The 22,325-nt window shown below is 70.2% G+C and carries 17 protein-coding genes and 1 tRNA gene; 13 read left to right on the top strand and 5 right to left on the bottom strand.

Going from position 1 to position 22,325, the window contains the following annotated elements:
• Positions 1-56 precede the first annotated feature (56 nt).
• A complete protein-coding gene (gene polA / locus AB0O11_RS05425; RefSeq protein ID WP_363382049.1) occupies positions 57-2,741 on the bottom strand; it encodes a DNA polymerase I in 2,685 nt (894 codons plus the stop codon).
• Positions 2,742-2,965: 224 nt separating this feature from the next.
• Here polA and AB0O11_RS05420 point away from each other — a divergent pair, with 224 nt between their 5' ends.
• The 6 genes from AB0O11_RS05420 (at position 2,966) to AB0O11_RS05395 (ending at position 9,780) form a co-directional block, all read left to right on the top strand.
• On the top strand, positions 2,966-3,430 hold the full coding sequence (locus AB0O11_RS05420; RefSeq protein WP_224275458.1) for a hotdog fold thioesterase: 465 nt from the start codon (positions 2,966-2,968) through the stop codon (positions 3,428-3,430).
• Positions 3,431-4,027: 597 nt separating this feature from the next.
• The gene (locus tag AB0O11_RS05415; protein WP_363381868.1) at positions 4,028-5,251 is read left to right on the top strand and encodes a branched-chain amino acid ABC transporter substrate-binding protein; all 1,224 of its coding nucleotides are present in this window, start codon (positions 4,028-4,030) and stop codon (positions 5,249-5,251) included.
• Positions 5,252-5,382: 131 nt separating this feature from the next.
• Positions 5,383-6,312: a branched-chain amino acid ABC transporter permease gene (locus AB0O11_RS05410; RefSeq protein ID WP_359819021.1), complete on the top strand. Its 930-nt coding sequence runs from the start codon at positions 5,383-5,385 to the stop codon at positions 6,310-6,312.
• A 5-nt stretch (positions 6,313-6,317) separates the two neighbouring features.
• Entirely contained in the window at positions 6,318-8,249 is a 1,932-nt protein-coding gene (locus AB0O11_RS05405; RefSeq protein WP_363382046.1) for a branched-chain amino acid ABC transporter permease, read from the top strand.
• Positions 8,250-8,257: 8 nt separating this feature from the next.
• Positions 8,258-9,067 (top strand): ABC transporter ATP-binding protein, encoded by an 810-nt coding sequence (locus tag AB0O11_RS05400; RefSeq protein WP_363382043.1) that lies wholly within the window; start codon positions 8,258-8,260, stop codon positions 9,065-9,067.
• Positions 9,064-9,780 carry an ABC transporter ATP-binding protein gene (locus AB0O11_RS05395; RefSeq protein ID WP_363381865.1) on the top strand — a complete coding sequence of 239 codons (717 nt, stop codon included), beginning with the start codon at positions 9,064-9,066 and terminating at the stop codon, positions 9,778-9,780. The genes AB0O11_RS05400 and AB0O11_RS05395 overlap by 4 nt, the downstream gene beginning before the upstream one ends.
• 51 nt (positions 9,781-9,831) lie before the next feature.
• Here AB0O11_RS05395 and AB0O11_RS05390 read toward each other — a convergent pair whose 3' ends face one another.
• Positions 9,832-10,488 carry a response regulator gene (locus AB0O11_RS05390; protein WP_363381863.1) on the bottom strand — a complete coding sequence of 219 codons (657 nt, stop codon included), beginning with the start codon at positions 10,486-10,488 and terminating at the stop codon, positions 9,832-9,834.
• Positions 10,489-10,586: 98 nt separating this feature from the next.
• Here AB0O11_RS05390 and AB0O11_RS05385 point away from each other — a divergent pair.
• The 3 genes from AB0O11_RS05385 to AB0O11_RS05375 all read left to right on the top strand — a co-directional run bounded on the left by AB0O11_RS05385 (position 10,587) and on the right by AB0O11_RS05375 (position 12,120).
• Positions 10,587-10,659, top strand: a tRNA-Leu gene (locus AB0O11_RS05385).
• Positions 10,660-10,768: 109 nt separating this feature from the next.
• Positions 10,769-11,347 carry a hypothetical protein gene (locus tag AB0O11_RS05380; protein ID WP_363381861.1) on the top strand — a complete coding sequence of 193 codons (579 nt, stop codon included), beginning with the start codon at positions 10,769-10,771 and terminating at the stop codon, positions 11,345-11,347.
• Positions 11,347-12,120 (top strand): transcriptional regulator, encoded by a 774-nt coding sequence (locus AB0O11_RS05375; RefSeq protein ID WP_363381860.1) that lies wholly within the window; start codon positions 11,347-11,349, stop codon positions 12,118-12,120. The genes AB0O11_RS05380 and AB0O11_RS05375 overlap by 1 nt, the downstream gene beginning before the upstream one ends.
• 212 nt (positions 12,121-12,332) lie before the next feature.
• Here AB0O11_RS05375 and pyk read toward each other — a convergent pair whose 3' ends face one another.
• Positions 12,333-13,763, bottom strand: coding sequence for a pyruvate kinase (gene pyk, locus AB0O11_RS05370; protein WP_363381859.1), 1,431 nt, complete (start codon positions 13,761-13,763; stop codon positions 12,333-12,335).
• Between the two features lie 313 nt (positions 13,764-14,076).
• Between pyk and AB0O11_RS05365 the strand changes: the two genes are divergently transcribed.
• The 4 genes from AB0O11_RS05365 to AB0O11_RS05350 all read left to right on the top strand — a co-directional run bounded on the left by AB0O11_RS05365 (position 14,077) and on the right by AB0O11_RS05350 (position 19,423).
• On the top strand, positions 14,077-15,171 hold the full coding sequence (locus tag AB0O11_RS05365; protein ID WP_363381857.1) for a hypothetical protein: 1,095 nt from the start codon (positions 14,077-14,079) through the stop codon (positions 15,169-15,171).
• Entirely contained in the window at positions 15,168-16,823 is a 1,656-nt protein-coding gene (locus AB0O11_RS05360) for a VWA domain-containing protein (RefSeq protein WP_363381855.1), read from the top strand. Before AB0O11_RS05365 ends, AB0O11_RS05360 begins: the two co-directional genes overlap by 4 nt.
• Complete coding sequence (locus tag AB0O11_RS05355) at positions 16,810-17,361, top strand: hypothetical protein (protein ID WP_363381854.1); 552 nt, start codon at positions 16,810-16,812, stop codon at positions 17,359-17,361. The genes AB0O11_RS05360 and AB0O11_RS05355 overlap by 14 nt, the downstream gene beginning before the upstream one ends.
• 229 nt (positions 17,362-17,590) lie before the next feature.
• On the top strand, positions 17,591-19,423 hold the full coding sequence (locus AB0O11_RS05350; RefSeq protein WP_363381853.1) for a 5'-nucleotidase C-terminal domain-containing protein: 1,833 nt from the start codon (positions 17,591-17,593) through the stop codon (positions 19,421-19,423).
• 239 nt (positions 19,424-19,662) lie between these two features.
• Here AB0O11_RS05350 and AB0O11_RS05345 read toward each other — a convergent pair whose 3' ends face one another.
• Both AB0O11_RS05345 and AB0O11_RS05340 read right to left on the bottom strand, forming a co-directional pair.
• Entirely contained in the window at positions 19,663-21,120 is a 1,458-nt protein-coding gene (locus AB0O11_RS05345; protein WP_363382041.1) for an aldehyde dehydrogenase family protein, read from the bottom strand.
• 49 nt (positions 21,121-21,169) lie between these two features.
• Positions 21,170-22,036 carry a helix-turn-helix transcriptional regulator gene (locus AB0O11_RS05340; protein WP_363381852.1) on the bottom strand — a complete coding sequence of 289 codons (867 nt, stop codon included), beginning with the start codon at positions 22,034-22,036 and terminating at the stop codon, positions 21,170-21,172.
• Between the last annotated feature and the right edge of the window lie 289 nt (positions 22,037-22,325).

The raw sequence follows: 22,325 nt of genomic DNA, 5'->3' as shown, positions 1-22,325 counted from the left end.
GATCGTAGCGACGGGCCCGGACACTCGCGCGCCCGGGCCCGTTCGGCAGGAATCCGTCAGTGCGCGGCCGCCTCCCAGTTCGGGCCGACGCCGACGGAGACGTCCAGCGGGGCGCACAGCGGGTAGGCGCCCGCCATCTGCTCGCGGACGAGGGCCTCGACCTGCTCGCGCTCGCCCGGGGCCAGCTCCAGCACGATTTCGTCGTGCACCTGGAGCAGCATCCGGGAGCTGAGACCGGCCGTGCGCAGCGCTTCGTCCACCCGGAGCATGGCGATCTTGACGATGTCGGCGGCCGAGCCCTGGATCGGGGCGTTCAGGGCCATCCGCTCGGCCATCTCGCGGCGCTGGCGGTTGTCGCTGTTGAGGTCCGGCAGGTAGCGGCGGCGGCCGAGCAGCGTCTCGGTGTAGCCCGTCGCCCGGGCCTCGTCGACGACCCGGCGCAGGTAGTCCCGCACGCCGCCGAAGCGCTCGAAGTAGGTGTCCATCAGGCCCTGGGCCTCGGCCGGCTTGATGCCGAGCTGCTGCGAGAGCCCGTACGCGGACAGCCCGTACGCCAGGCCGTAGGACATCGCCTTGATCTTGCGGCGCATCTCGGCGTCCACCGCGGCGCCCGGGACCTCGAAGACCTGGGAGGCGACGGTGGTGTGCAGGTCCTCGCCGGAGGCGAAGGCCTCGATCAGCGCCTCGTCCTCGGACAGGTGCGCCATGATCCGCAGCTCGATCTGCGAGTAGTCGGCGGTGAGCAGCGACTCGTAGCCCTCGCCGACGACGAAGGCGCGGCGGATCGCCCGGCCCTCCTCCGTGCGGACCGGGATGTTCTGCAGGTTCGGGTCCTGCGAGGAGAGCCGGCCGGTGGCGGCGACCATCTGGTTGAAGGTGGTGTGGATGCGGCCCTTGGGCGAGACGGTCTTGAGCAGGCCCTCGACGGTGGTGCGCAACTTGGCCTGGTCGCGGTGGCGCAGCAGGATGACCGGCAGTTCGTTGTCGGTCTGGGTGGCCAGCCAGGTGAGCGCATCGGCGTCGGTGGTGTAGCCGGTCTTGATCTTCTTGGTCTTGGGGAGCGCGAGCTCGCCGAAGAGGATCTCCTGGAGCTGCTTGGGCGAGCCGAGGTTGAACTCGTGCCCGGCGGCGGCGTGCGCCTCCTCCACCACGCGCTGGATCTCGGCAGCGAACTGGGCCTCCAGGCCGGTGAGCCACTCGCGGTCGGCGGCGATGCCGTAGCGCTCCATCCGGGCCAGCAGGGCGGCGATGGGCAGTTCCATGTCGTGCATCAGCCCGGCAGCGCCGACCTCGGCGAGGCGGGTGTCGAAGAGCACGGCGAGGTCGAGCACGGCGCGGGCCTGGAGCATCAGCGACTGGGCGTGCGCGGTCGGGTCCTCCTCCGGTGCGTCGAAGGCGAGTTGGCCGCTCTCGGCGGCGGGGGCCGGGCTGAGCGAGCGGGCCAGGTACTCCTCGGAGAGCACCTCCAGGGTGAAGGTGCGGCGGCCGGGCTTCTCCAGGTAGGCGGCGAGCGCGGTGTCGGCGACGACGCCCTGGATCGTCCAGCCGCGCTCGGCGAAGGCGCGCATGACCTGCTTGGCGATGTGCAGGGCCTTGGGTGCGGTGGCGTCGGCGAGCCAGCCGGCGAAGGCCCGCTCGTCCTCCTCGGCGAGCAGCGCCGGGTCGAACCAGGCGGCGGCCTCCCCGGCGGCGAGGGCCACTTCGGTGACCTCGCCGGCGCCGAGCGCCCACTGGTAGACGGCGGCGAGCGCGACGGTGGTCTTGCCGTCGGAGGCGTGCTCGGCCAGCCAGGCGGCCAGGGTGCCCGGGTCGGTGAGGAGTTCGCCGTCCACCTCGACGCCGGGGGCGAGCTCGGCGGCTTCCTCCTCGCCGGCGGACGGGTCGATGCCGAAGACCCGGTCGCGGAAGTTGGCGTTGCGGAACTCCAGCGACTCCATCAGGGTGCCGACGGCGCCCTTGTCGAACGGCTTGCGGTCCAGGTCGGCGACGCCGAGGGGGAGTTCGACGTCGCGCACCAGCTCGGTGAGCACCCGGTTGCGCCTGACCGAGTCGAGGTGGTCGCGCAGCTTCTCGCCGATCTTGCCCTTGACCTCGTCGGCGCGGGCGACGAGTTCGTCGAAGGAGCCGAACTGGTTGACCCACTTGGCAGCGGTCTTCTCGCCGACGCCGGGGATGCCGGGCAGGTTGTCGGACGGGTCCCCGCGCAGCGCGGCGAGGTCCGGGTACTGGCGCGGGGTGACGCCGTACTTCTCGGTGACCTTCTCCGGGGTGAAGCGGGTGAGCTCGGAGACGCCCTTGGTCGGGTAGAGCACGGTGATGTGGTCGGTGACCAGCTGGAGCGAGTCACGGTCGCCGGTGACGATGTCGACGTCGTAGCCGGCCGCCTCGGCGGCGGTGGCCAGGGTGGCGATGATGTCGTCGGCCTCGAAGCCCTCGGCCGTCAGCCGGGGGACGTTCATGGCGTCGAGCAGTTCGCCGATCAGGCCGACCTGGCTGCGGAACTCGTCCGGTGTCTTGGCGCGGTTGGCCTTGTAGTCGGGGAACTCGACGGAACGGAAGGTCTGCCGGGAGAGGTCGAAGGCGACGGCGAGGTGGGTGGGCTGCTCGTCCCGGACGGTGTTGGCGAGCATCGAGGCGAAGCCGTAGACCGCGTTGGTGGGCTGACCGGTGGAGGTGTTGAAGTTCTCCACGGGCAGGGCGTAGAAGGCCCGGTAGGCCATCGAGTGCCCGTCGAGCAGCATCAGCCGGGGCCGCGGGCCGGCCCCGCCGCCACCCGTCGCGCCCTTGTCCGTACTCTGCGTAGCCACGTCAACGTCCGTTCCTGCCGATTCCACTACCGGCCACCGATCCTATGGCCCGGCACCGACAAAAAGGACGCCGCGCCGGTCCGACCGCACCTGCTACCTACGAGTAGGACGGTCGTACGATCGCAGGCGGCACACCCCCGAGCGGCAGGAGCTCCCCCATGACCGATGCGGCCCCCGACACCGCCCCCGTCCTGCACGTCCCGCAGGACGTGCTGGACCACTTCGCCAAGCTCGGCGTGAACCCGGAGACCTTCTCCGGCGGCCACCTCGGCGAGAAGCTCGGCATCCGGGTCGTCGAGGCCTCCGGCGACCGCGTGGTCGGCACCATGCCCGTGGAGGGCAACCAGCAGCCGTACGGGCTGCTGCACGGCGGCGCGTCGGCGGCGCTGGCCGAGACCCTGGGGTCGATCGGGGCGATGCTGCACGCCGGCCCCGGCCGGTACGCGGTCGGCGTGGACCTCAACGCCACCCACCACCGCTCGGCCACCTCCGGGCTGGTGACCGGGGTCGCGACGGCCGTGTTCAAGGGCCGCACCGCCGCCACCTACGAGATCGCGATCACCGACGACACCGGCCGACGGATCACCAGCTGCCGGCTGACCTGCATGCTGCGCGACCTCTGACGCCCGAAGCCCGACAACGTCCGTCGGGCATCGGCGAGTTCACTTCGGACGACATCAAGTCCCTTTTCCGCCCCCTTGTTTGACCTTCCGCCACCCTGGGCAGGCGTTGGTCTGGACAAGGGGGCGTTCGCATGTCCGGGCGCAGGCGGCGCGAAACCCGCACCTGTAACGCTGCGTAACAAGCAGGAAATCCGATCAATTGCCGGTTCCGAGGCCCTCAGAGGCCCCGGGGCCGCTCGGTCGCGCCCTCGGTGTCCGCAATGCGGACGCTCAAGGCCGGAACCAGGGCATCGGACACCAGTGTCCGATAGTCGGCACTGCCAGCTGCAACCCCCATTTCTGGCCCTTACATCGCCCCATCAGCACCTAAACGCCCGACATCGCGGGATCGATCGAGCCAGAACGACCACATGGTGAGACAAATGCTCCGTGTGCTCATAACAAGAGAATCACAGCCTGCTCGCAGCACTGCCCGAGCCGCCCAACGGCATCTAGAGTCACGGCCAGTCACCGCGCCATTCGATTGGGCCAGGCCCTCCGCGCATTTCGGCTCCCGCCACTCAGGCGCGGGCGCCTCCTGAACCGAAGGGGACCCTCGTGCGTCACCGTTCAGCAGTTGTCGTGAGCATTGCCGTGATCGGCGCCCTCAGCCTCAGCGCCTGCGGCTCCCGCGGAGAGAAGAAGAGCGGCGACGGCGGCAACGCCGACTCCGGCTCCACCACCGTCGTCATCGGTGTCGACGCCCCGCTCACCGGCGACCTCTCCGCCCTCGGCCTCGGCATCCGCAACTCCGTCGACCTCGCGGTCAAGAAGGCCAACGAGACCAACGAGGTCCCCGGCGTCAAGTTCGAGATCAAGGCCCTCGACGACACCGGCAAGCCCGCCCCCGGCCAGCAGAACGCCACCCAGCTGGTCGCCGACTCCAAGGTCCTCGGCGTCGTCGGCCCGCTCAACTCCAGCGTGGCGCAGTCGATGCAGCAGATCTTCGACGACGCGAACCTGGTCGAGGTCTCCCCCGCCAACACCGGCGTCGCCCTCAGCCAGGGCGAGAAGTGGGCCAGCGGCGAGAAGAAGCGCCCGTTCAAGTCCTACTTCCGCACCGCCACCACCGACGCCGTCCAGGGCCCGTTCGCCGCCCAGTTCCTCTACAACGACGCCAAGAAGACCAAGGTCTTCCTGATCGACGACCAGAAGACCTACGGCGCGGGCCTGGCCGGCACCTTCAAGGGCGAGTTCACCAAGCTCGGCGGCACCCTGGTCGGCGAGGAGCACGTCAACCCCGACGACCGCGACTTCGCCGCCATCGTCACCAAGGTCAGGAGCTCCGGCGCCGAGGCCGTCTACTACGGCGGCGAGTACCCCGCGGCCGGCCCGCTCTCCCTCCAGCTCAAGGAGGCCGGCGTCAACATCCCGCTGATGGGCGGCGACGGCATCCAGAGCGGCGACTTCATCAAGCTCAACCCCAAGAGCCAGGGCGACTACGCCACCGCCGTCGGCCTGCCGGTCGAGAGCCTCGACACCGCCAAGAAGTTCATCGCCGACTACAAGACCGCCGGCTACAAGGACGCCTACGAGACCTACGGCGGCTACTCCTACGACAGCGCCTGGGCCATCATCCAGGGCGTCAAGGCCGCGAAGGCCAGCGGCAAGGCCCTCGACCGCAAGGCCGTCCGCGACGCCGTCCAGAACGTCACCTTCGACGGCGTGACCGGCAAGGTCTCCTTCGACGAGTTCGGCGACACCACCAACAAGCAGCTCACCGTCTACACCGTCAAGGACGGCAAGTGGGCCGTGGAGAAGTCCGGCACCTTCAAGGGCTGACGCCAAGTCACCAACAGCACCACCAGCGCCACTTCTCCACCACCGCGCGCGGGGGCGCCACGAGTGCCCCCGCGCGCACCCACATCCACCACCCACGCGGACACCCCCGAACGCACTACGGAGGCCCAGCGGTGCACGACCTACCGCAGCAGCTGGCCAACGGCCTGATCCTCGGCGCCCTCTACGGACTCGTCGCGATCGGCTACACGATGGTCTACGGCATCGTCCAGCTCATCAACTTCGCCCACGGCGAGATCGTCATGGTCGGCGGCTTCGGCGCCCTGACCGCCTACCTCGCCCTCCCCGGCGGCACCACCCTGTGGCTGGCCCTGCCGCTCATGCTGATCGCCGGCATCCTGGTCTCCACCCTCACCGCCGTCGCCGCCGAGCGCTTCGCCTACCGCCCCCTGCGCAACGCCCCCCGGCTGGCCCCGCTGATCACCGCGATCGGGCTGTCCATCTTCCTCCAGCAGCTCGTCTTCTCCTTCTACCCCGACGCCAAGAAGGCCCGGGTCTTCCCCAAGCTCCCCGGCGACCCGTTCAGCCTCGGCTCCGTCACCATCCAGCGCAGCGACCTCTTCCTGATCATCGCCGCCCCGCTGTGCATGCTCGCCCTCGGCTGGTTCGTCACCCGCACCCGCTCCGGCCGCGCCATGCAGGCCACCAGCCAGGACCCGGACACCGCCAAGCTGATGGGCATCGACACCGACCGCATCATCGTCATGGCCTTCGCCATCGGCGCCGCGTTCGCCGCCGTCGCCGCCGTCGCCTACGGGCTGCGCAGCGGCCAGGTCGACTTCCGGATGGGCTTCATCCTCGGCCTCAAGGCCTTCACCGCCGCCGTCCTCGGCGGCATCGGCAACATCTACGGCGCCATGCTCGGCGGCCTCGCCCTCGGCCTCGCCGAAGCCCTCGCCACCGGCTACATCCAGCACCTGCCCGGCATGCACCTCTTCGGGGGCGGCGCCTGGAAGGACGTCTGGGCCTTCGTTCTCCTCATCCTCGTACTCCTGATCCGGCCCCAGGGCCTGCTCGGCGAGCGCGTCGCGGACAGGGCGTGACCACCATGACCACCACCCACACCGAGACGACCCCGGTCATCCCGCTGCCGGCCCGCGCCGCCGCGGCCGCCACCGGACTCGGCGCCCTCGCCACCGCCGCCTCCGCCGCCATGTCCTGGACCTGGACCTCCGAATTCCCCGGCGACCTCACGTACTACGGCTCCCCGGCCGGCCTCCAGTGGCTCGCCCTCGCCGCCGGCCTGCTCACCCTCGTCCTGCTGCTCGCCGGCCAGGGCGTCCCCGGCCTGCGCTGGGCCGCCCCCGCCCGCAGCAACAACGCCGTCCTGTACGCCGCCACCGGCGCCCTCGCCGTCGCCGTCTACGCGGTCGCCTCCATCTCCGCCGAACTCGGCGGCCTCGCCAACCTCGAACCCGGCGGCTGGGTGCTCACCGCGGGCGGCCTGATCGCCGTCCTCGGCGCCCTCGGCCTGCCGCTCGACCGCCGCACCGCCGTCCCGCTGCGGATCCTCGACAAGCGCCTCTTCCTGCTCGTCCCGGTCGCCCCCGCCGCCTGGTTCGGCGCCCACGCCATCCCCGAGGACAAGCCGGTGGCCCCGGTCATGACCGCCCTGGCCGGCGGCCTCGCCATCGCGGCCGGCGCCGTCCTGCTGCTCCAGCTCGGCCACCTCGCCAACAGCGGACTGCGGCTCGGCCGGATCGACCGCCCGCTGACCGCGCCGCGCGCGCTCCCCTCCTGGGCCGAGGTGCTGCTGATCGTCCTCGTCTTCGGACTCGGACTGTTCGCCATCACCTTCGGCATCGACACCGAGTACGGCGAACTCTTCACCGGCTACCTGCTGTTCGTCGCCCTCGCCGTCCCCGCCCTGGCCAAGTCCGGCCTGCTCGCCCGGCTGCGCGCGCTGACCGTCAAGCACCGCCCGGTCACCACCGGCGCCGCCTTCGCCGCCGCCGCCAGCTTCCCGTTCACCCAGACCAGCGACCAGTACACCTCGGTCGCCACCAACATCCTGATCTTCGCCACCGTCGCCCTCGGCCTCAACATCGTCGTCGGCCTGGCCGGCCTGCTCGACCTCGGGTACGTCGCCTTCCTCGGCGTCGGCGCCTACGCCGCCGCCCTGGTCTCCGGCTCCCCCGCCTCCCCCATCCACGTCCAGTTCCCGTTCTGGGCCGCGATGCTCACCGGCGCCGTCGTCTCGATGGTCTTCGGCGTACTGATCGGCGCCCCCACCCTGCGGCTGCGAGGCGACTACCTCGCCATCGTCACCCTCGGGTTCGGCGAGATCTTCCGCATCACCATGCTCAACCTCAACGGCACCACCGGCCCCAAGGTCACCAACGGCTCCAACGGCATCCCCCGCATCCCGGACCTCCAGATCTTCGGCTTCGACCTCGGCAACCCGCACACCGTCCTCGGCGTCGAACTCGGCCGCTTCTCCAACTACTACCTGCTGATGCTGCTGGTCACCGCCCTGGTCGTGCTGGTCTTCGCCCGGGTCGGCAACTCCCGCATCGGCCGCGCCTGGGTCGCCATCCGCGAGGACGAGACCGCCGCCGAGGCCATGGGCATCAACGGCTTCCGGCTCAAGCTGCTCGCCTTCGCCCTCGGCGCCCTGCTGGCCGGCCTGGCCGGCACCGTCCAGGCCCACGTCAGCTACACCGTCACCCCCGACCAGTACACCTTCGCCGAGGCCCTCCCGCCGAACTCCGCCTTCCTGCTCGCCGCGGTCATCCTCGGCGGCATGGGCACCATCAGCGGCCCGCTGGCCGGCGCCACTCTGCTCTTCCTCATCCCGAAGAAGCTCGAATTCCTCGCCGACTACCAGCTCCTCGCCTTCGGCGCCGCCCTCATCGTGCTCATGCGGGTGCGCCCCGAGGGCCTCATCCCCAACCGGCGCCGGCAGCTGGAGTTCCACGAGGCCGCCGTCCCGGCCCAGGCCACCGACGAGCCGACCGCACTCACCAAGGCAGGGGCGTGACCGACCCGATGACCACCACCGCCGCACCCCTGCTCGAAGTCACCGGCGTCACCATGCGCTTCGGCGGCCTCACCGCGGTCAACGACGTCTCGCTGACCGTCGGCGAGGGCGAGATCATCGGTCTGATCGGCCCCAACGGCGCCGGCAAGACCACCTTCTTCAACTGCCTCACAGGCCTGTACGTCCCCACCGAGGGCGCCGTCCGCTTCCGCGACACCCTGCTGCCGCCCAAGCCCCACCTGGTCACCCAGGCCGGCATCGCCCGCACCTTCCAGAACATCCGGCTGTTCGCCAACATGACCGTCCTGGAGAACGTCCTGGTCGGCCGGCACACCCGCACCAAGGAGGGCATCTTCTCCGCCATCCTGCGCGGCCCCGGCTACCACCGCGCCGAGGCACAGAGCCGCGAGAAGGCCATGGAACTCCTGGAGTTCACCGGACTCGCCGACAAGGCCGACCACCTCGCCCGCAACCTCCCGTACGGCGAGCAGCGCAAGCTGGAGATCGCCCGCGCCCTCGCCTCCGAACCCGGCCTGCTGCTGCTCGACGAACCCACCGCCGGCATGAACCCCCAGGAGACCCGGGCCGCCGAGGAACTCGTCTTCGCGATCCGCGACAAGGGGATCTCCGTCCTCGTCATCGAGCACGACATGCGCTTCATCTTCAACCTCTGCGACCGCACCGCGGTGCTCGTCCAGGGCCAGAAGATCGTCGAGGGCGACCGCGAGACCGTCCAGAACGACGAACGCGTCATCACCGCCTACCTGGGCGCCCCGCTCGAAGGCACCAACCCGGCTGTTACGGAGTCCGACCAGTGACCGCACTTCTCGAAGTCCAGGACCTCCGCGTCGCCTACGGCAAGATCGAGGCCGTCAAGGGCATCAGCTTCACCGTCGAACAGGGCGAGGTCACCACCCTCATCGGCACCAACGGCGCCGGCAAGACCACCACCCTGCGCACCCTGTCCGGCCTGCTCAAGCCCACCGCCGGACGGATCGCCTTCGACGGCCAGGACCTCTCGACCGTCCCCGCCCACAAGATCGTCGCGCTCGGTCTCGCCCACTCCCCCGAGGGACGGCACATCTTCCCCCGGATGACCATCGAGGAGAACCTCCTCCTCGGCGCCTTCCTGCGCACCGACGCGGCCGGCATCACCGCGGACGTCGAGCGGGCCTACGGGCTGTTCCCGATCCTCGGCGAACGCCGCCGGCAGGCCGCCGGGACGCTCTCCGGCGGCGAGCAGCAGATGCTCGCGATGGGACGGGCGCTGATGTCCCAGCCCAAGCTGCTCATGCTGGACGAGCCCTCGATGGGCCTGTCCCCGCTGATGATGCAGAAGATCATGTCCACCATCGTCGAGCTGAAGGCGTCCGGGACGACCATCCTGCTGGTCGAGCAGAACGCCCAGGCGGCGCTGTCGCTCTCCGACCGCGGCTACGTCATGGAGACCGGCCGCATCGTCCTCTCCGGGACGGGAGCCGACCTCCTGCACGACGAGTCCGTCCGCAAGGCCTACCTCGGCGAGGACTGACGCCTGTACGCGAAGGGCCCGGCAGAAACTGCCGGGCCCTTCGCGCGTGCCTTATTCGGACTTGCCCTCTTCCGCCTTCTTGCGGTCCTGGGCCTCGCCCTCCTCGATGACCGCCTCGGCCACCGCCGCCATCGTCATCCGACGGTCCATCGAGGTCTTCTGGATCCACCGGAAGGCCGCCGGCTCGTTCAGCCCGAACTTGGTCTGGAGCACGCCCTTCGCCCGGTCCACCAGCTTCCGGGTCTCCAGCCGCTGGCTGAGGTCCCCGATCTCCTTCTCCAGCGCCCGCATCTCCGCGTACCGGGAGACCGCCATCTCGATCGCCGGCACCAGATCCGACTTCGAGAACGGCTTGACGATGTACGCCATCGCCCCGGCGTCGCGGGCCCGGTCCACCAGCTCCCGCTGCGAGAAGGCCGTCAGCATCAGGACCGGGGCCAGGTGCTTCTCGTGGATCTGCTCGGCGGCCGAGAGCCCGTCCAGCACCGGCATCTTCACGTCGAAGATCGCCAGGTCCGGCTTCAGCTCCTCCACGAGCCGCACCGCCGTCGCCCCGTCCCCGGCCTCACCGACGACGGTGTACCCCTCCTCCTCCAGCATCTCCTTCAGATCGAGACGGATCAGCGCCTCGTCCTCGGCAATCACAATCCGGGTGATCTGGGGCGTATCGGTCTCAAGCGGCTGCGCCTGCTCGTCGGCGGTGCTCACGGGGCTCCTAGTTCCGGCGGGGTACTGCATGCACGAGGGTACCTAGACACGGTATGTTTGGTGTCGCAGGGTCGGGGGCAACCTTCGAAACTGCGGATGCCCCGGTAGCCCAGCGGTAGAGGCAATGGTCTCAAACACCATATAGCGTGGGTTCGAATCCCACCCGGGGTACTTTCCTGCAAATCAAAGGGCGGGTCGCAATACGTAGATCTTCACCTTTTCGAGTGAACGATCTCACGTTCGACCCCCACGGATCGCACCGCAAACGAACGATCGTGCCATGTACAGCACGGCCATTCGGCAGCGCGCGGTCGCTCTTCACCAATCCGGGTTCACTCTCAAAGAGGTCAGCTCGGCCACAGGGGCATCCATCGGCACGATTGCACGTTGGGCGCGGCAATCAGCTCCGAAAGCCAGGGTGAGACACTCCTGCCCGGTTTCCGGTGGCGCACTTCAGCCAGGCGTCCCTCATCACGAGTACGCCTACCTGCTCGGCCTCTATCTTGGCGACGGGCATCCCTCCACGAGCGGTCGACGGCCCGAGTTGCGAATCTACTGCGGTGACATGTGGCCAGGACCGATAGACCGATGCGCGGAAGCCATGTCGGTGGTCCTGCCCTCGAAACCCGTAAAGCGGTATCAGCGACAGGGCTGCACCTGCGTCCAAAGCACCAGCAAGCACTGGCTCTGCCTCTTCACCAACAAGTCGACAGACATCATCCGCATTCTCACTGGAGCACTCGACGCCGTCGGTGTGCAGTGGACAGCCGCCACCAGCCCCAGCGGCGCGGTCAACGTCTCCATCGCCCGCAAGAACTCTGTCGCCCTTATGGATACCTACATCGGCCCGAAATACTGATGTACGACCTCGCCACGCGCCAGCGCGCACTCGACCTCCACGCATCCGGGCTGACCTTCAGCCAGGTCAGTCGCGCGACCGGTATCTCCCGATTCGCGATCCGCGAGTGGGCGTCCGGCGCCGTACCCAGCCCACGCATGACGGCCGAATGCCCGATCCGCGATAACCGGCTCGATCCCTCGCGCCCCTCTGCCGACTACGCCTACCTGCTCGGCCTCTACCTCGGCGACGGTTGCATCAGCGAGGGCCGCCGCCAGGTCCACGCCCTCCGCATCGCCTGCTGCGACACATGGCCCGGCCTCATCGACGAGTGCGAGCGAGCAGTCTCCACCGTCATGCCGCACAACAAGGTCAACCGGGTCCAGGCCCCAGGCTGCACGAGCGTCGTCAGCACCAGCAAGCACTGGCCCTGCCTCTTCCCCCAGCACGGCCCCGGCCCGAAGCACTTGCGGCAGATCGCCCTCGCGCCCTGGCAGCAGGAGATCGTCGACGCCCACCCCTGGGAGTTCCTGCGCGGCCTGATCCACTCCGACGGCTGCCGCATCACCAACTGGACGACCCGCACGGTCGACGGCGTCAAGAAGCGCTACGAGTACCCGCGTTACTTCTTCACCAACACCTCGACCGACATCGTCGGTCTCTTCACCGCCGCTCTCGACGCCGTCGGCGTCCAGTGGAAGCACGCCTCCCGATCCAACGGCGGCTTCAACATCTCCATCGCCCGCAAGGACTCCGTCGCCCTCATGGACGCCCACATCGGGCCCAAGTACTGACGGCTCAGGCGTCCTCGGGCTCCTCTGCTCCTCGCGTTCGAAGCGGGCCCTGGCGGCGTCGTAGGCCGCGCCGGCACCGGGGCGGCTGAGCACCTCCTCGCGGAGGTCGCGCCAGAGTGCGTGGTGGTGGTCGCTCATCCTGCTGATTCTCACCCGGACCAGCGCGCGGGCGGCATCCCTCACACGAGGGATGCCGCCCGGTGGGATCCCCCTCAGGCGTCCAACGTCCCCACGTGGTGGACGCGGACGAGGTTGGTGGAGCCGGCCAGGCCGGGCGGGGAGCCCGCCGTGATGACGACGATGTCGCCCTTCTGGCAGCGGCCGAGCGAGAGCAGTGCCGCGTCGACCTGTTCGACCATCTGGTCCGTCGTCGGGGCGAACGGGCCGAGGAAGGTCTCCACGCCCCAGGTGAGGGCGAGTTGGCTGCGCACGGCCGGTTCGTAGGTGAAGGCGAGTACCGGAATCGGCGAGCGGTAGCGGGTCAGCCGGCGGGCGGTGTCGCCGGACTGGGTGAAGGCGACGAGGTACTTGGCGTGCAGGAAGTCGCCGATCTCGGCGGCCGCGCGGGCGACGGCGCCGCCCTGGGTCCGCGGCTTGCTGCCGGTGGTGAGCGGCGGGAGGCCCGCGGCGAGGATGTCGGTCTCGGCGGCCTCGACGATCCGGGCCATGGTCTTGACCGTCTCGACCGGGTACTTGCCCACCGAGGTCTCCCCGGAGAGCATCACCGCGTCCGTACCGTCCAGGACGGCGTTGGCGACGTCGGAGGCCTCCGCACGGGTCGGCCGGGAGGCGTTGATCATCGAGTCGAGCATCTGGGTCGCCACGATGACCGGCTTGGCGTTGCGGCGGGCCAGCTTGATGGCGCGCTTCTGGACCAGCGGGACCTGTTCGAGGGGCATCTCCACGCCCAGGTCGCCGCGGGCCACCATGATCCCGTCGAAGGCGTCGACGACGGACTCCAGGTTCTCCACCGCCTGCGGCTTCTCGATCTTGGCGATCACCGGGACGTGGCGCCCCTCCTCCGCCATGATCCGGTGGACGTCCTCGATGTCCCGCCCGCTGCGGACGAACGAGAGCGCGATGAGGTCGGCCCCGGTCCGCAGCGCCCACCGCAGGTCGGCGACGTCCTTGTCGCCGAGTGCGGGGACGGAGACGGCGACGCCGGGGAGGTTGAGGCCCTTGTGGTCGGAGACCAAACCGCCCTCGATGACCAGGCACCGCACGTGCGGCCCGTCGACGGCGACGACCTCCAGGGTGACCCGGCCGTCGTCGACCAGGATGCGCTCACCGCGGCCGACGTCCCCGGCGAGCCCGGAATAGGTGGTGCCGCAGCGGTCCTTGTCCCCCACGACGCCCTTGTCGGTGGAGATGGTGAACTCGTCGCCGCGTTCGAGAAGTACCGGCCCGTGGGCGAAGGTGTCGAGCCGGATCTTCGGGCCTTGAAGGTCGACGAGGATGCCGACGCTGCGGCCGGTCTCGTCGGCGGCCTTGCGGACGCGGCGGTAGCGTTCCTCGTGCTCGGCGTGCGTGCCGTGGCTGAGGTTCAGTCGGGCGATGTCCATCCCGGCGTCGACCAGGGACTTGATCTGGTCGTACGAGTCGGTGGCGGGCCCGAGGGTACAGACGATTTTTGCTCGGCGCATAGTGCTGAGACTAGGCATTACCGGCGCGTAACCACGACGCGGGTCCGGACTGCTGGATGACCTTTGCCGTAAGGCCAGTTGAACAATCTGACACATCCTCGGACCGCTGTGCGAGCGCCCCTCCCCACGCCCCTCCCGCACGCCCGGCGAGCCACCCGTCGATGCGATTCCGTGAAGGGGTGTTCACCCGTGGTTCACCGCCGCTTCCGCCGCTGCTCCCCGCCCGGCGGGACGCTCGTCACCCCCGGGCGGCTGCCCGGGCGCCCCGGGTGACCACCCGGACGAAGTAGCGGACGAGGGGGAGGCGTTCGGCATGCGACGCGCACTGGGGGTGGTTGCGGCCCTGGCCCTGCTGGGCGGGGTCGCCTTCGCGCTGATCCCCGACGACCCGAAGAAGGACACCGTCAAGACGGTCACCGTCACCGGCCTGATCGGCTCGGAGAAGCGCGCCTTCTTCGACAACCCCGATGTCAAGGCCGAGTTGGCGAAGCAGGGACTGGACGTCCGGACCGACTCGACCGGCTCCTGGACGATGAGCGACCAGGCGGGCAGGACCCCGGGGCTGGACTTCGCCTTCCCGGCGAGCGCCGCGCCCGCGCGGGAGATCCAGCGCATCTGGAAGCTGCAGGACTCCCCGATGGTGCCGTTCTACTCGCCGCTGGTGATCGTGGCCCACGATCCGGTGGCCCAGGTCCTGAAGAACAACAAGCTGGCCGACGTGGACACCGCCACCGGCGTCTGGACGTTCCGGATGGACGAGTACGTCAACGCCCTGAAGAGCGGCCGCAGATGGGAGGACCTGGCCGGCGCCCGAGAGCACCCCGAGCTGTCCGGCCAGCTCTTCGTGACCACCACCGATCCGGAGAGCTCGTCCTCCGGCGCGATGTACCTCGCGCTGCTCTCCTACATCGCGAACAACCACCAGGTGGTGTCGGACGACACCGGCCTCGCCGCCGTCAAGGACGTCCTGCACACCGCGAACGCGCTGCAGGGCATTCAGAAGAGCAGCAGCGACGAGCCGTTCCGGGACTTCGGCGCGGGGATCGGCAGCCCGCTGATCTTCGCGTACGAGTCGCAGGCCGCCGCCCTGTCGCTGCAGGGCAAGCCCACCGGCGACATGGTGGTGCTGTACCCGGACACCACGGTCTACTCGGACCACACCGTCGTGGCCCACACCGACAACGGCCGCAAGCTCGCCGACGTCCTCCAGAACGACGACGTGCTGCGCGGCCTGGAGGCCCGGTTCGGGCTCCGCCCGCAGGCCAGGCCGGAGGCCTTCGCGGACCTGATGCGGGACAGGAAACCCACCTTCGCACCCGATCTGACCGCCGCCAAGGTCAAGCAGGCGACCCTGCCCTCGCTGGACAACCTGATCAAGCTGACCGCCGCGGCGAAGGGGACCAAGTGACCATCCCGACGAAACGCCGCGGCCGGCTCGTGGCCGCGCTGGCGGCCGTGCTCGCCGCGGCCACCGCCTGCACCTCCTCCGGCGGCCCCGGCCCCGGCCCCAAGCCCTCCGACCCGCCCGCCGAAACGGCCCGTCCCGGGGTGCTGCGCGTCCTGGCCGGCAGTGAACTCCAGGACCTGGCACCGATCCTGGAGGATGCGCGGAAGGCCACCGGGGTGACCGTGCAGTTCTCCTGGACGGGCTCCCTGGACGGCGCGGACACCGTCTCCTCGGGCCGGGCCGACGGCAAGTACGACGCCGTGTGGTTCCCGTCCAACCAGTACCTGCGACTCGATCCGGCCGGCAAGTCCAAGGTGGTCTCCGAGACCCCGGTGATGGTCTCGCCGGTGGCGATCGGGGTGCGTTCCTCGGCGCTCGGCGAACTCGGCTGGGGCGACGGCTCGAAGGTCACCTGGGCGCAGGTCGGCGACGCGGCCGCGGCCGGCAAGCTGCCGTACGGGATGGCCGACCCGTCCCGCTCCAACTCGGGCTTCTCCACCCTCGTCTCGGTGGCCTCGGCCTTCTCCGGCGCGGGCGCGGCGCTGACCGACGCGGACGTGCAGAAGGCGAGCCCGCAGCTGAAGGAGTTCTTCAAGGGCCAGAAGCTGACCTCCGGTTCCTCCGGCTGGCTGGCGCAGGCGTACACCCGGGCCGAGTCGGGCGTGGTGGGCGCGCTGGTGAACTACGAGTCGGTGCTGCTGTCGATGAACAGGACGCTGCCGCCGCAGCAGCAGCTGACCGTGGTGCGGCCGGTGGACGGCGTGGTGTCGGCGGACTACCCGCTCTCGCTGATGTCCTCCGCCGCGCCGGAGCAGCGCGACTCCTTCCAGCGGCTGACCGCGTACCTGCTCAAGGAGGACGTGCAGAAACGCATCTCCGAGGTGACGCTGCGCCGTCCGGTGACGGCGGGCGTGGCCCCGGCGGCCGGGCTGCCCACGGACCGCCGCAAGGAGCTGCCGTTCCCGGGCACCAGGGCGGTCGCGGACGGCCTGCTGGCCGCGTACCAGAACGAGCTGCGCCGCCCGTCCCGGACGGTGTACGTGCTGGACACCTCGGGCTCGATGGAGGGCCCGCGGATCGCCGCGCTGAAGACCGCGCTGGGCCGGCTGACCGGGGCGGACGACACCCGCGGGGTGCGCCGCTTCCGCGACCGCGAGGAGATCACGCTGCTCTCCTTCGCCTCCTCGGTGAAGTGGACCAAGACCCACGTGGTGCCGGCCACCGGCAGTCAGCCGGGCCCGCAGGCGGAGCTGGCGTCGATCGACGCGGACGTGCAGTCGCTTGCCGCCTCGGGCGGCACGGCGGTGTACTCCTCGCTGGAGGAGGCGTACCGGGTGATCGAGCGTCAGCAGGCAGCGGCCGGCGACGACCGGTTCACCTCGATCGTGCTGATGACCGACGGGGAGAGCAACGCCGGCGCGACGGACGGCGACTTCAAGCGCTTCCACGACGCGCTGCCGGCCGGGGAGAAGTCGATCCCGGTGTTCCCGATCAAGTTCGGGGAGGCGGCGGTGAACCAGCTCCAGGGGATCGCGGACCTGAGCGGCGGCAAGCTGTTCGACGGGACGGGCTCGCTGGACGGGGTGTTCGAGGAGATCCGTGGCTACCAGTGACGGGTTCGGCCCCCGGGTGCTGCGCTACCTGGAGTCGGCCCGGAACCTGGTCGGCTGCGCGGGCGGCGCGGTCGGCCTGGGGCTGCACTTCGCCGGGCTGGGCGGGGCCTGGTGGCCGGGGGTCGTGGCCGGGCTGTACGGGGTGGGCGCGCTGCTGACGCCCGCCCCGAAGCCCCGCCCGACATGCCAAGGGCAGGCGGAGTTCTCCGGGTCGCACGTGCCGGAGCACGGGGAGCCGCCGCCTGCCCTGCCCGAGCCGGAGCAGGACCCCGTACCCGACCCGGAGCTGGTGGCGCTGGCCGCGTACCTGGACACCGTGCCGCTGCCGCCCTCGGCCGGGGTGGACGGCCTGCTGGCGGCGCTGCGCGAGGCCGGGCCGGGCCCGGTGGCGGAGCGGATCGTCCGGCACCGGCTGCCGGTCGCGGTGGCGGGCTACCTGCGGGCGCGGACCTGGCAGCCCTGGGCGGGCCCGGACGATCCGGACCCGGCGGTCCAGCTGGGCCACGAGGTCGACCGGCTGGCGGGCGAACTGTCCTGACCCGCCGTCCGCCGGCCCGTCATATCACCCCACGCCTCCCCCACTCCCGTCACGAACGAGTCGCCAAGATCTCACCTCCTGGACAGGTCCGGGGGCTATCCAGCACCCCGGCCCGCACGGCACACTGCTACGCGCGTCCTTCTACGCGCGTCGACGCGTACACGCACACTTGCCAACGAATGCCAGTTGACGGTCCATCCGCCGTCGTTCCCACTCGGGAGAGTCGTCCATGCCCCTGAACCGCCGTGACTTCGTCACCCGGTCCGCCGCCACCGCCGGTGCCGCCCTGGCCGGTGGTGCCGCCCTGGCCGCTGCCCCCTCCGCCGCGGCCGCCCAGCCGGACACGGCGGCCGCCAAGGGCCAGCAGCGCAACCCGCACAAGCAGGCCTTCACCGTCATGGGCACCACCGATCTGCACGGCCGGGTGCTCAACTGGGACTACTTCACCGACGCCGAGTACACCGACAAGGCCCACAACGCGGTCGGCCTCGCCAAGATCTCCACCCTGGCCAACCAGGTGCGCGAGGAGAAGGGCTGGGACCGCTGCCTGCTGATCGACGCCGGCGACACCATCCAGGGCACCCAGCTGTCCTACTACTACGCCCGGATCGAGTCGATCGACACCGAGGCCAACACCGTGCCGGACCACCCGATGGCCGTCGCCATGAACCTCATGGAGTACGACGCCGCCGCGCTCGGCAACCACGAGTTCAACTACGGCATCCCGCTCCTGAAGGCCTACCAGGACCAGCTGGAGTTCCCGCTGCTGGGTGCCAACGCGCTGAACGCGAAGAACGAGAAGCCGGCCTTCAAGCCGTACGTGATCAAGGAGCTGCGCCTGGGCGGGGGCCGCCCGGTGAAGGTCGGCATCCTCGGCCTCACCAACCCGGGCATCGCGATCTGGGACAAGGCCAACGTCAGCGGCAAGATGGTCTTCCCGGGCATCGTCGAGACCGCCGCCACCTGGGTGCCGAAGATGAAGGCGGCGGGCGCGGACGTCATCGTGGTCTCCTCGCACTCCGGCTGCGACGAGGCGACCACCTGGGGCGACCAGCTGCCCTGGGCCGAGAACGCCTCGGTGGCCCTGGCCGAGACCGTCCCGGACATCGACGCGGTGCTGGTGGGCCACGCCCACAAGGAGATCGCGCAGCGTCTGGTCGTCAACAAGAAGACCGGCAGGACGGTCGTGCTCTCCGAGCCGCTCTGCTACGGCCAGCGGCTGACCTGCTTCGACTTCGAGGTCGAGTTCGCGGGCGGCGTCTGGAAGGTCACCTCGGCCTCCTCCCGGCTGCTGAACTCCAACACCGTGCCGGAGAACCCGGAGATCACCAACGCGATCACCAAGCAGCACAAGAAGGTCGTCGCGTACGTCAACCAGAACATCGGCACCAGCAAGATCGAGCTGTCGATCGCCGACGCCCGCTTCAAGGCCACCCCGATCATCGACCTGATCGGCAAGGTCCAGGCCGACGCCGTCAAGGCCGCACTGGCGGGCGGGCAGTACGCCAACCTCCCGGTGCTGGCCCAGGCCGCCCCGTTCAACCGCACCGCCCTGATCCCGTCCGGCCAGGTCAAGCTGCGCGACGCCGCGGGCCTCTACATCTACGAGAACACCCTGGAGGCCCGCATCCTGACGGGCGCCCAGCTCAAGGACTACCTGGAGTACTCGGTCAAGTACTACAACCAGCTCGCCCCGGGCGCCCCGGTCGACAAGGAGGCCCTGACCGGCGCCGAGGCCACCCCGGACTACAACTACGACTCGGTCTACGGCCTGAGCTACGACATCGACATCGCCCAGCCGAAGGGCTCGCGGATCGTCAACCTGTCCTTCCAGGGCAAGCCGATCGACCCGGCCGCCGAGTTCGTCCTCGCCGTCAACAACTACCGCGCCAACGGCGGCGGCAACTTCCCGCACGTCGCCAAGGCCAAGATGGTCTGGTCGAACTCCGACGAGATCCGCAACACCATGATCGCCTGGGTGAAGGCCAAGGGCACCATCGACCCCGCCGACTTCTTCACCGACTCCTGGCGCCTCGTCCGCGCCGGCCAGCCGGTCTTCTGACCGACGGTCCTCGCCGAAAGGCCGTCGCCCCGCCGGCGACGGCCTTTCGGCCTGTCCGGTGGGAGAACGGCGCCATGAGCGAGTTCCAGGCGCCGGAACGGCATGCCCAACTGCCGGCCTACGCGCAGAGTCTGACGTCTCCGGCCGGCCGGAAGGTCCGCCACCCGGCCTGAACGGTCGGGCAGCGCGGGTCTCCCGGCGGCTGCTGCCGGGAGACCCGTGCGTTCGGCACCCTCGGATCAGAAGGGGAAGACCGCGCGCTCGTGCTGGACGGAGATCCACTTCAGGGTGGTGAAGGCGTCCACCGTGGACTCGCCGTTGAGGCGGCCGACGCCGGAGTTCTTCTCGCCGCCGAAGGGCACGCCCGGCTCGTCGGCGATGGTGCCGCCGTTGACGTGGATCATGCCGGTCTCGATCCGCTGGGCGAGCCTCACCCCGCGCTCGACGTTCGCGGTGTGCACCGCGCCGCTGAGCCCGAACGGCGTGTTGTTGGCGAGCCGCACGGCCTCGTCCTCGCCCTCGAAGGGCACCAGCAGCGCGACCGGGCCGAAGAGCTCGTTCCGCAGGATCGGCGCGTCCTCCGCCAGGCCGGTGAGCACCGTCGGCGCCATCAGGCTGCCGACCGTGCTGCCGCGCAGCAGCGCGGTGGCGCCGGCCGCGACCGCCTGGTCGACCTGGGCGGAGAGGACGTCGGCCTGGACGGAGTTGATCAGCGGGCCGATGTGGGTGGCCGGGTCCTTCGGGTCGCCGACGGTGAGCGAGGCGACCTTGGCGACGAACTTCTCGGTGAACTCGGCCTCGATGCCGCGGTCCACCAGCACCCGGTTGGCGGCCATGCAGACCTGCCCCTGGTGGACGAAGCGGCTGAACACCGCGGCGTCCACGGCGTGGTCCACGTCGGCGTCGTCCAGCACGATCAGCGCGCTGTTGCCGCCGAGCTCCAGGACCGTCCGCTTGAAGTGCGCGGCGGCGACGGTGGCGACGTGCCGGCCGACCTTGTCGGAGCCGGTGAAGGAGATCACCTTGGGCACCGGGTGCTCGATGAAGCTGTCGCCGATCTCGGCGATGTCGGTGACCACCACGTTCAGCAGGCCGGGCGGCAGCCCCGCGTCCTCGAAGAGCTTCGCGATGAGCCCGCCGCCGACCACCGGGGTCTCCTGGTGCGGCTTGAGGACGACGCCGTTGCCGAGCGCGAGCGCCGGGCCGACGGCCTTGAGCGCCAGGAACAGCGGGAAGTTGAACGGGCTGATCACGCCGACCACGCCGACCGGCAGCCGGTAGAGCCGGTTCTCCCGGCCCGGGGCGGGCGAGGCCAGCAGCCGGCCCTCGGAGGCCACCGACAGGTGCAGGCACTCCCGCAGCACGTCCTTGACCAGGGACAGCTCGAAGCCCGCCTTCAGGGCGGTGCCGCCGAGCTCGATCATGATCGCCCGGACGATCTCCGGCTCGCGGTCCTCCAGCAGCCGCAGCGCGCGTTCGAAGACCAGCCGCCGCTGGTACGGGTTGGTGGCGGCCCACTCCTTCTGGGCGCGCTCGGCGGCGCGGTAGGCCAGATCGACCTCGGCGACGGTGGCGACGGTGATGCTGGCGAGCTTGTCGCCGGTGTAGGGGTCGACATCCACGATGTCCCAGGAGCCGTTGCCAGTGCGCCACTCACCATCGATGTACTGCAGCGCCAACTCGGAGAAGTACGACATCTGATCCCTCTCATACACCGACCTGATGGAAGGTCATCGTACTGACGTACTACAACTCCTGGCGCACCACTTGCAGAAGATCACGGGTCCGTTCCGGGCTCAGGCTGTCGGCGACCAGGTCGTCCATCGCCTGCCGGTACTCGGCCACCTCGGCGGGTTTGTCGAGGTAGAGCGCGGTGGTGAACTGCTCCAGGTACACCACGTCCGCCAGCTCGGCCTCGGCGAAGCCCAGGACGGTGAAGGCGCCGCTCTCCGCGCTCAGCCCGGCGTTGCCCAGCGGCAGCACCTGGAGCCGGACGTTGGGCAGCTCGCTGAGCTCCAGCAGCCGGTCCAGCTGGCCGCGCATCTGCTCCGGCCCGCCCCAGGGCCGGCGCAGCGCGGCCTCGTCCAGCACCGCGACCAGCTGCGGCGCCCGCTCGCCGGTCAGCACCGCCTGCCGCCTGAGCCGTACGTCGACCCGGCGCTCGATCTCCTCCGCCCCGTTGGCGTGGCCGCCGGCGGTGACCACGGCCCGGGCGTAGTCGGCGGTCTGGAGCAGCCCGTGGACGAACTGGACCTCGTAGCTGCGGATCTCGGCCGCGGCCTCCTCCAGCCCCAGGTAGTTCTGGAACCAGCCGGGCAGCACGTCCCCGTACTCGTGCCACCAGGAGCTGCCGTTGGCGTCGTGCAGCAGCCCGAGGACGGTGGCGCGCTCCTGCTCGGCCTCGACCCCGTACAGGGTCAGCAGGTCGGCCACGTCGCGCTCCTTGAAGCCGACCCGGCCGAGCTCCATCCGGCTGATCTTGGACTCGGAGGCCCGGATCGAGTACCCGGCCTCCTCCCGGCTGACGCCTCTGGCCTCGCGGAGCTTGCGCAGCTGGGTGCCGAGCAGTAGCCGCCGTACGGTGGCGCCCCCGCCTGCCTGAGTCGTGCCCATCGAAGTCAACCTCCGCACTAGCCCAGCCCCCCGGCCGTCGGCGGCAGTCTGCCACCTGGCACCGACGAACAACAGCCCGTTGCCCGGGATCCCGCCGGGACTGCGGACAACTTAGCTCGTTTGTCCGATGGTTGCCGCGACCCCGTACCCTGCCGCCGGCCGGCTCCGTCGGCTGCCGGAGGACCGAGCGGCCGGGAAGGGCCGTCTTCCGCGTGGAGCGGCGCTTCCGGAGGAGCCGGGCGGAACCTCCCGGAGAACGCGACGGCGCCCGCCCTCCAACTGGTCGGGG

It is taken from the genome of Kitasatospora sp. NPDC093102, assembly GCF_040683915.1.
In the GTDB taxonomy this organism is placed as follows: domain Bacteria; phylum Actinomycetota; class Actinomycetes; order Streptomycetales; family Streptomycetaceae; genus Kitasatospora.
Note: the sequence above shows the minus strand (reverse complement) of the source record. Positions and strands in the feature narration are given on the sequence as shown.

What these genes read in the sequence shown, in the direction of transcription:
- polA (WP_363382049.1), bottom strand. Translation starts at nt 2,741, where the DNA reads ATGCTGCTCGACGGGCACTCGATGGCCTACCGGGCCTTCTACGCCCTG.
- AB0O11_RS05420 (WP_224275458.1), top strand. Translation starts at nt 2,966, where the DNA reads ATGACCGATGCGGCCCCCGACACCGCCCCCGTCCTGCACGTCCCGCAG.
- AB0O11_RS05405 (WP_363382046.1), top strand. Translation starts at nt 6,318, where the DNA reads ATGACCACCACCCACACCGAGACGACCCCGGTCATCCCGCTGCCGGCC.
- AB0O11_RS05400 (WP_363382043.1), top strand. Translation starts at nt 8,258, where the DNA reads ATGACCACCACCGCCGCACCCCTGCTCGAAGTCACCGGCGTCACCATG.
- AB0O11_RS05380 (WP_363381861.1), top strand. Translation starts at nt 10,769, where the DNA reads ATGTACAGCACGGCCATTCGGCAGCGCGCGGTCGCTCTTCACCAATCC.
- AB0O11_RS05375 (WP_363381860.1), top strand. Translation starts at nt 11,347, where the DNA reads ATGTACGACCTCGCCACGCGCCAGCGCGCACTCGACCTCCACGCATCC.
- pyk (WP_363381859.1), bottom strand. Translation starts at nt 13,763, where the DNA reads ATGCGCCGAGCAAAAATCGTCTGTACCCTCGGGCCCGCCACCGACTCG.
- AB0O11_RS05365 (WP_363381857.1), top strand. Translation starts at nt 14,077, where the DNA reads ATGCGACGCGCACTGGGGGTGGTTGCGGCCCTGGCCCTGCTGGGCGGG.
- AB0O11_RS05350 (WP_363381853.1), top strand. Translation starts at nt 17,591, where the DNA reads ATGCCCCTGAACCGCCGTGACTTCGTCACCCGGTCCGCCGCCACCGCC.
- AB0O11_RS05345 (WP_363382041.1), bottom strand. Translation starts at nt 21,120, where the DNA reads ATGTCGTACTTCTCCGAGTTGGCGCTGCAGTACATCGATGGTGAGTGG.
- AB0O11_RS05340 (WP_363381852.1), bottom strand. Translation starts at nt 22,036, where the DNA reads ATGGGCACGACTCAGGCAGGCGGGGGCGCCACCGTACGGCGGCTACTG.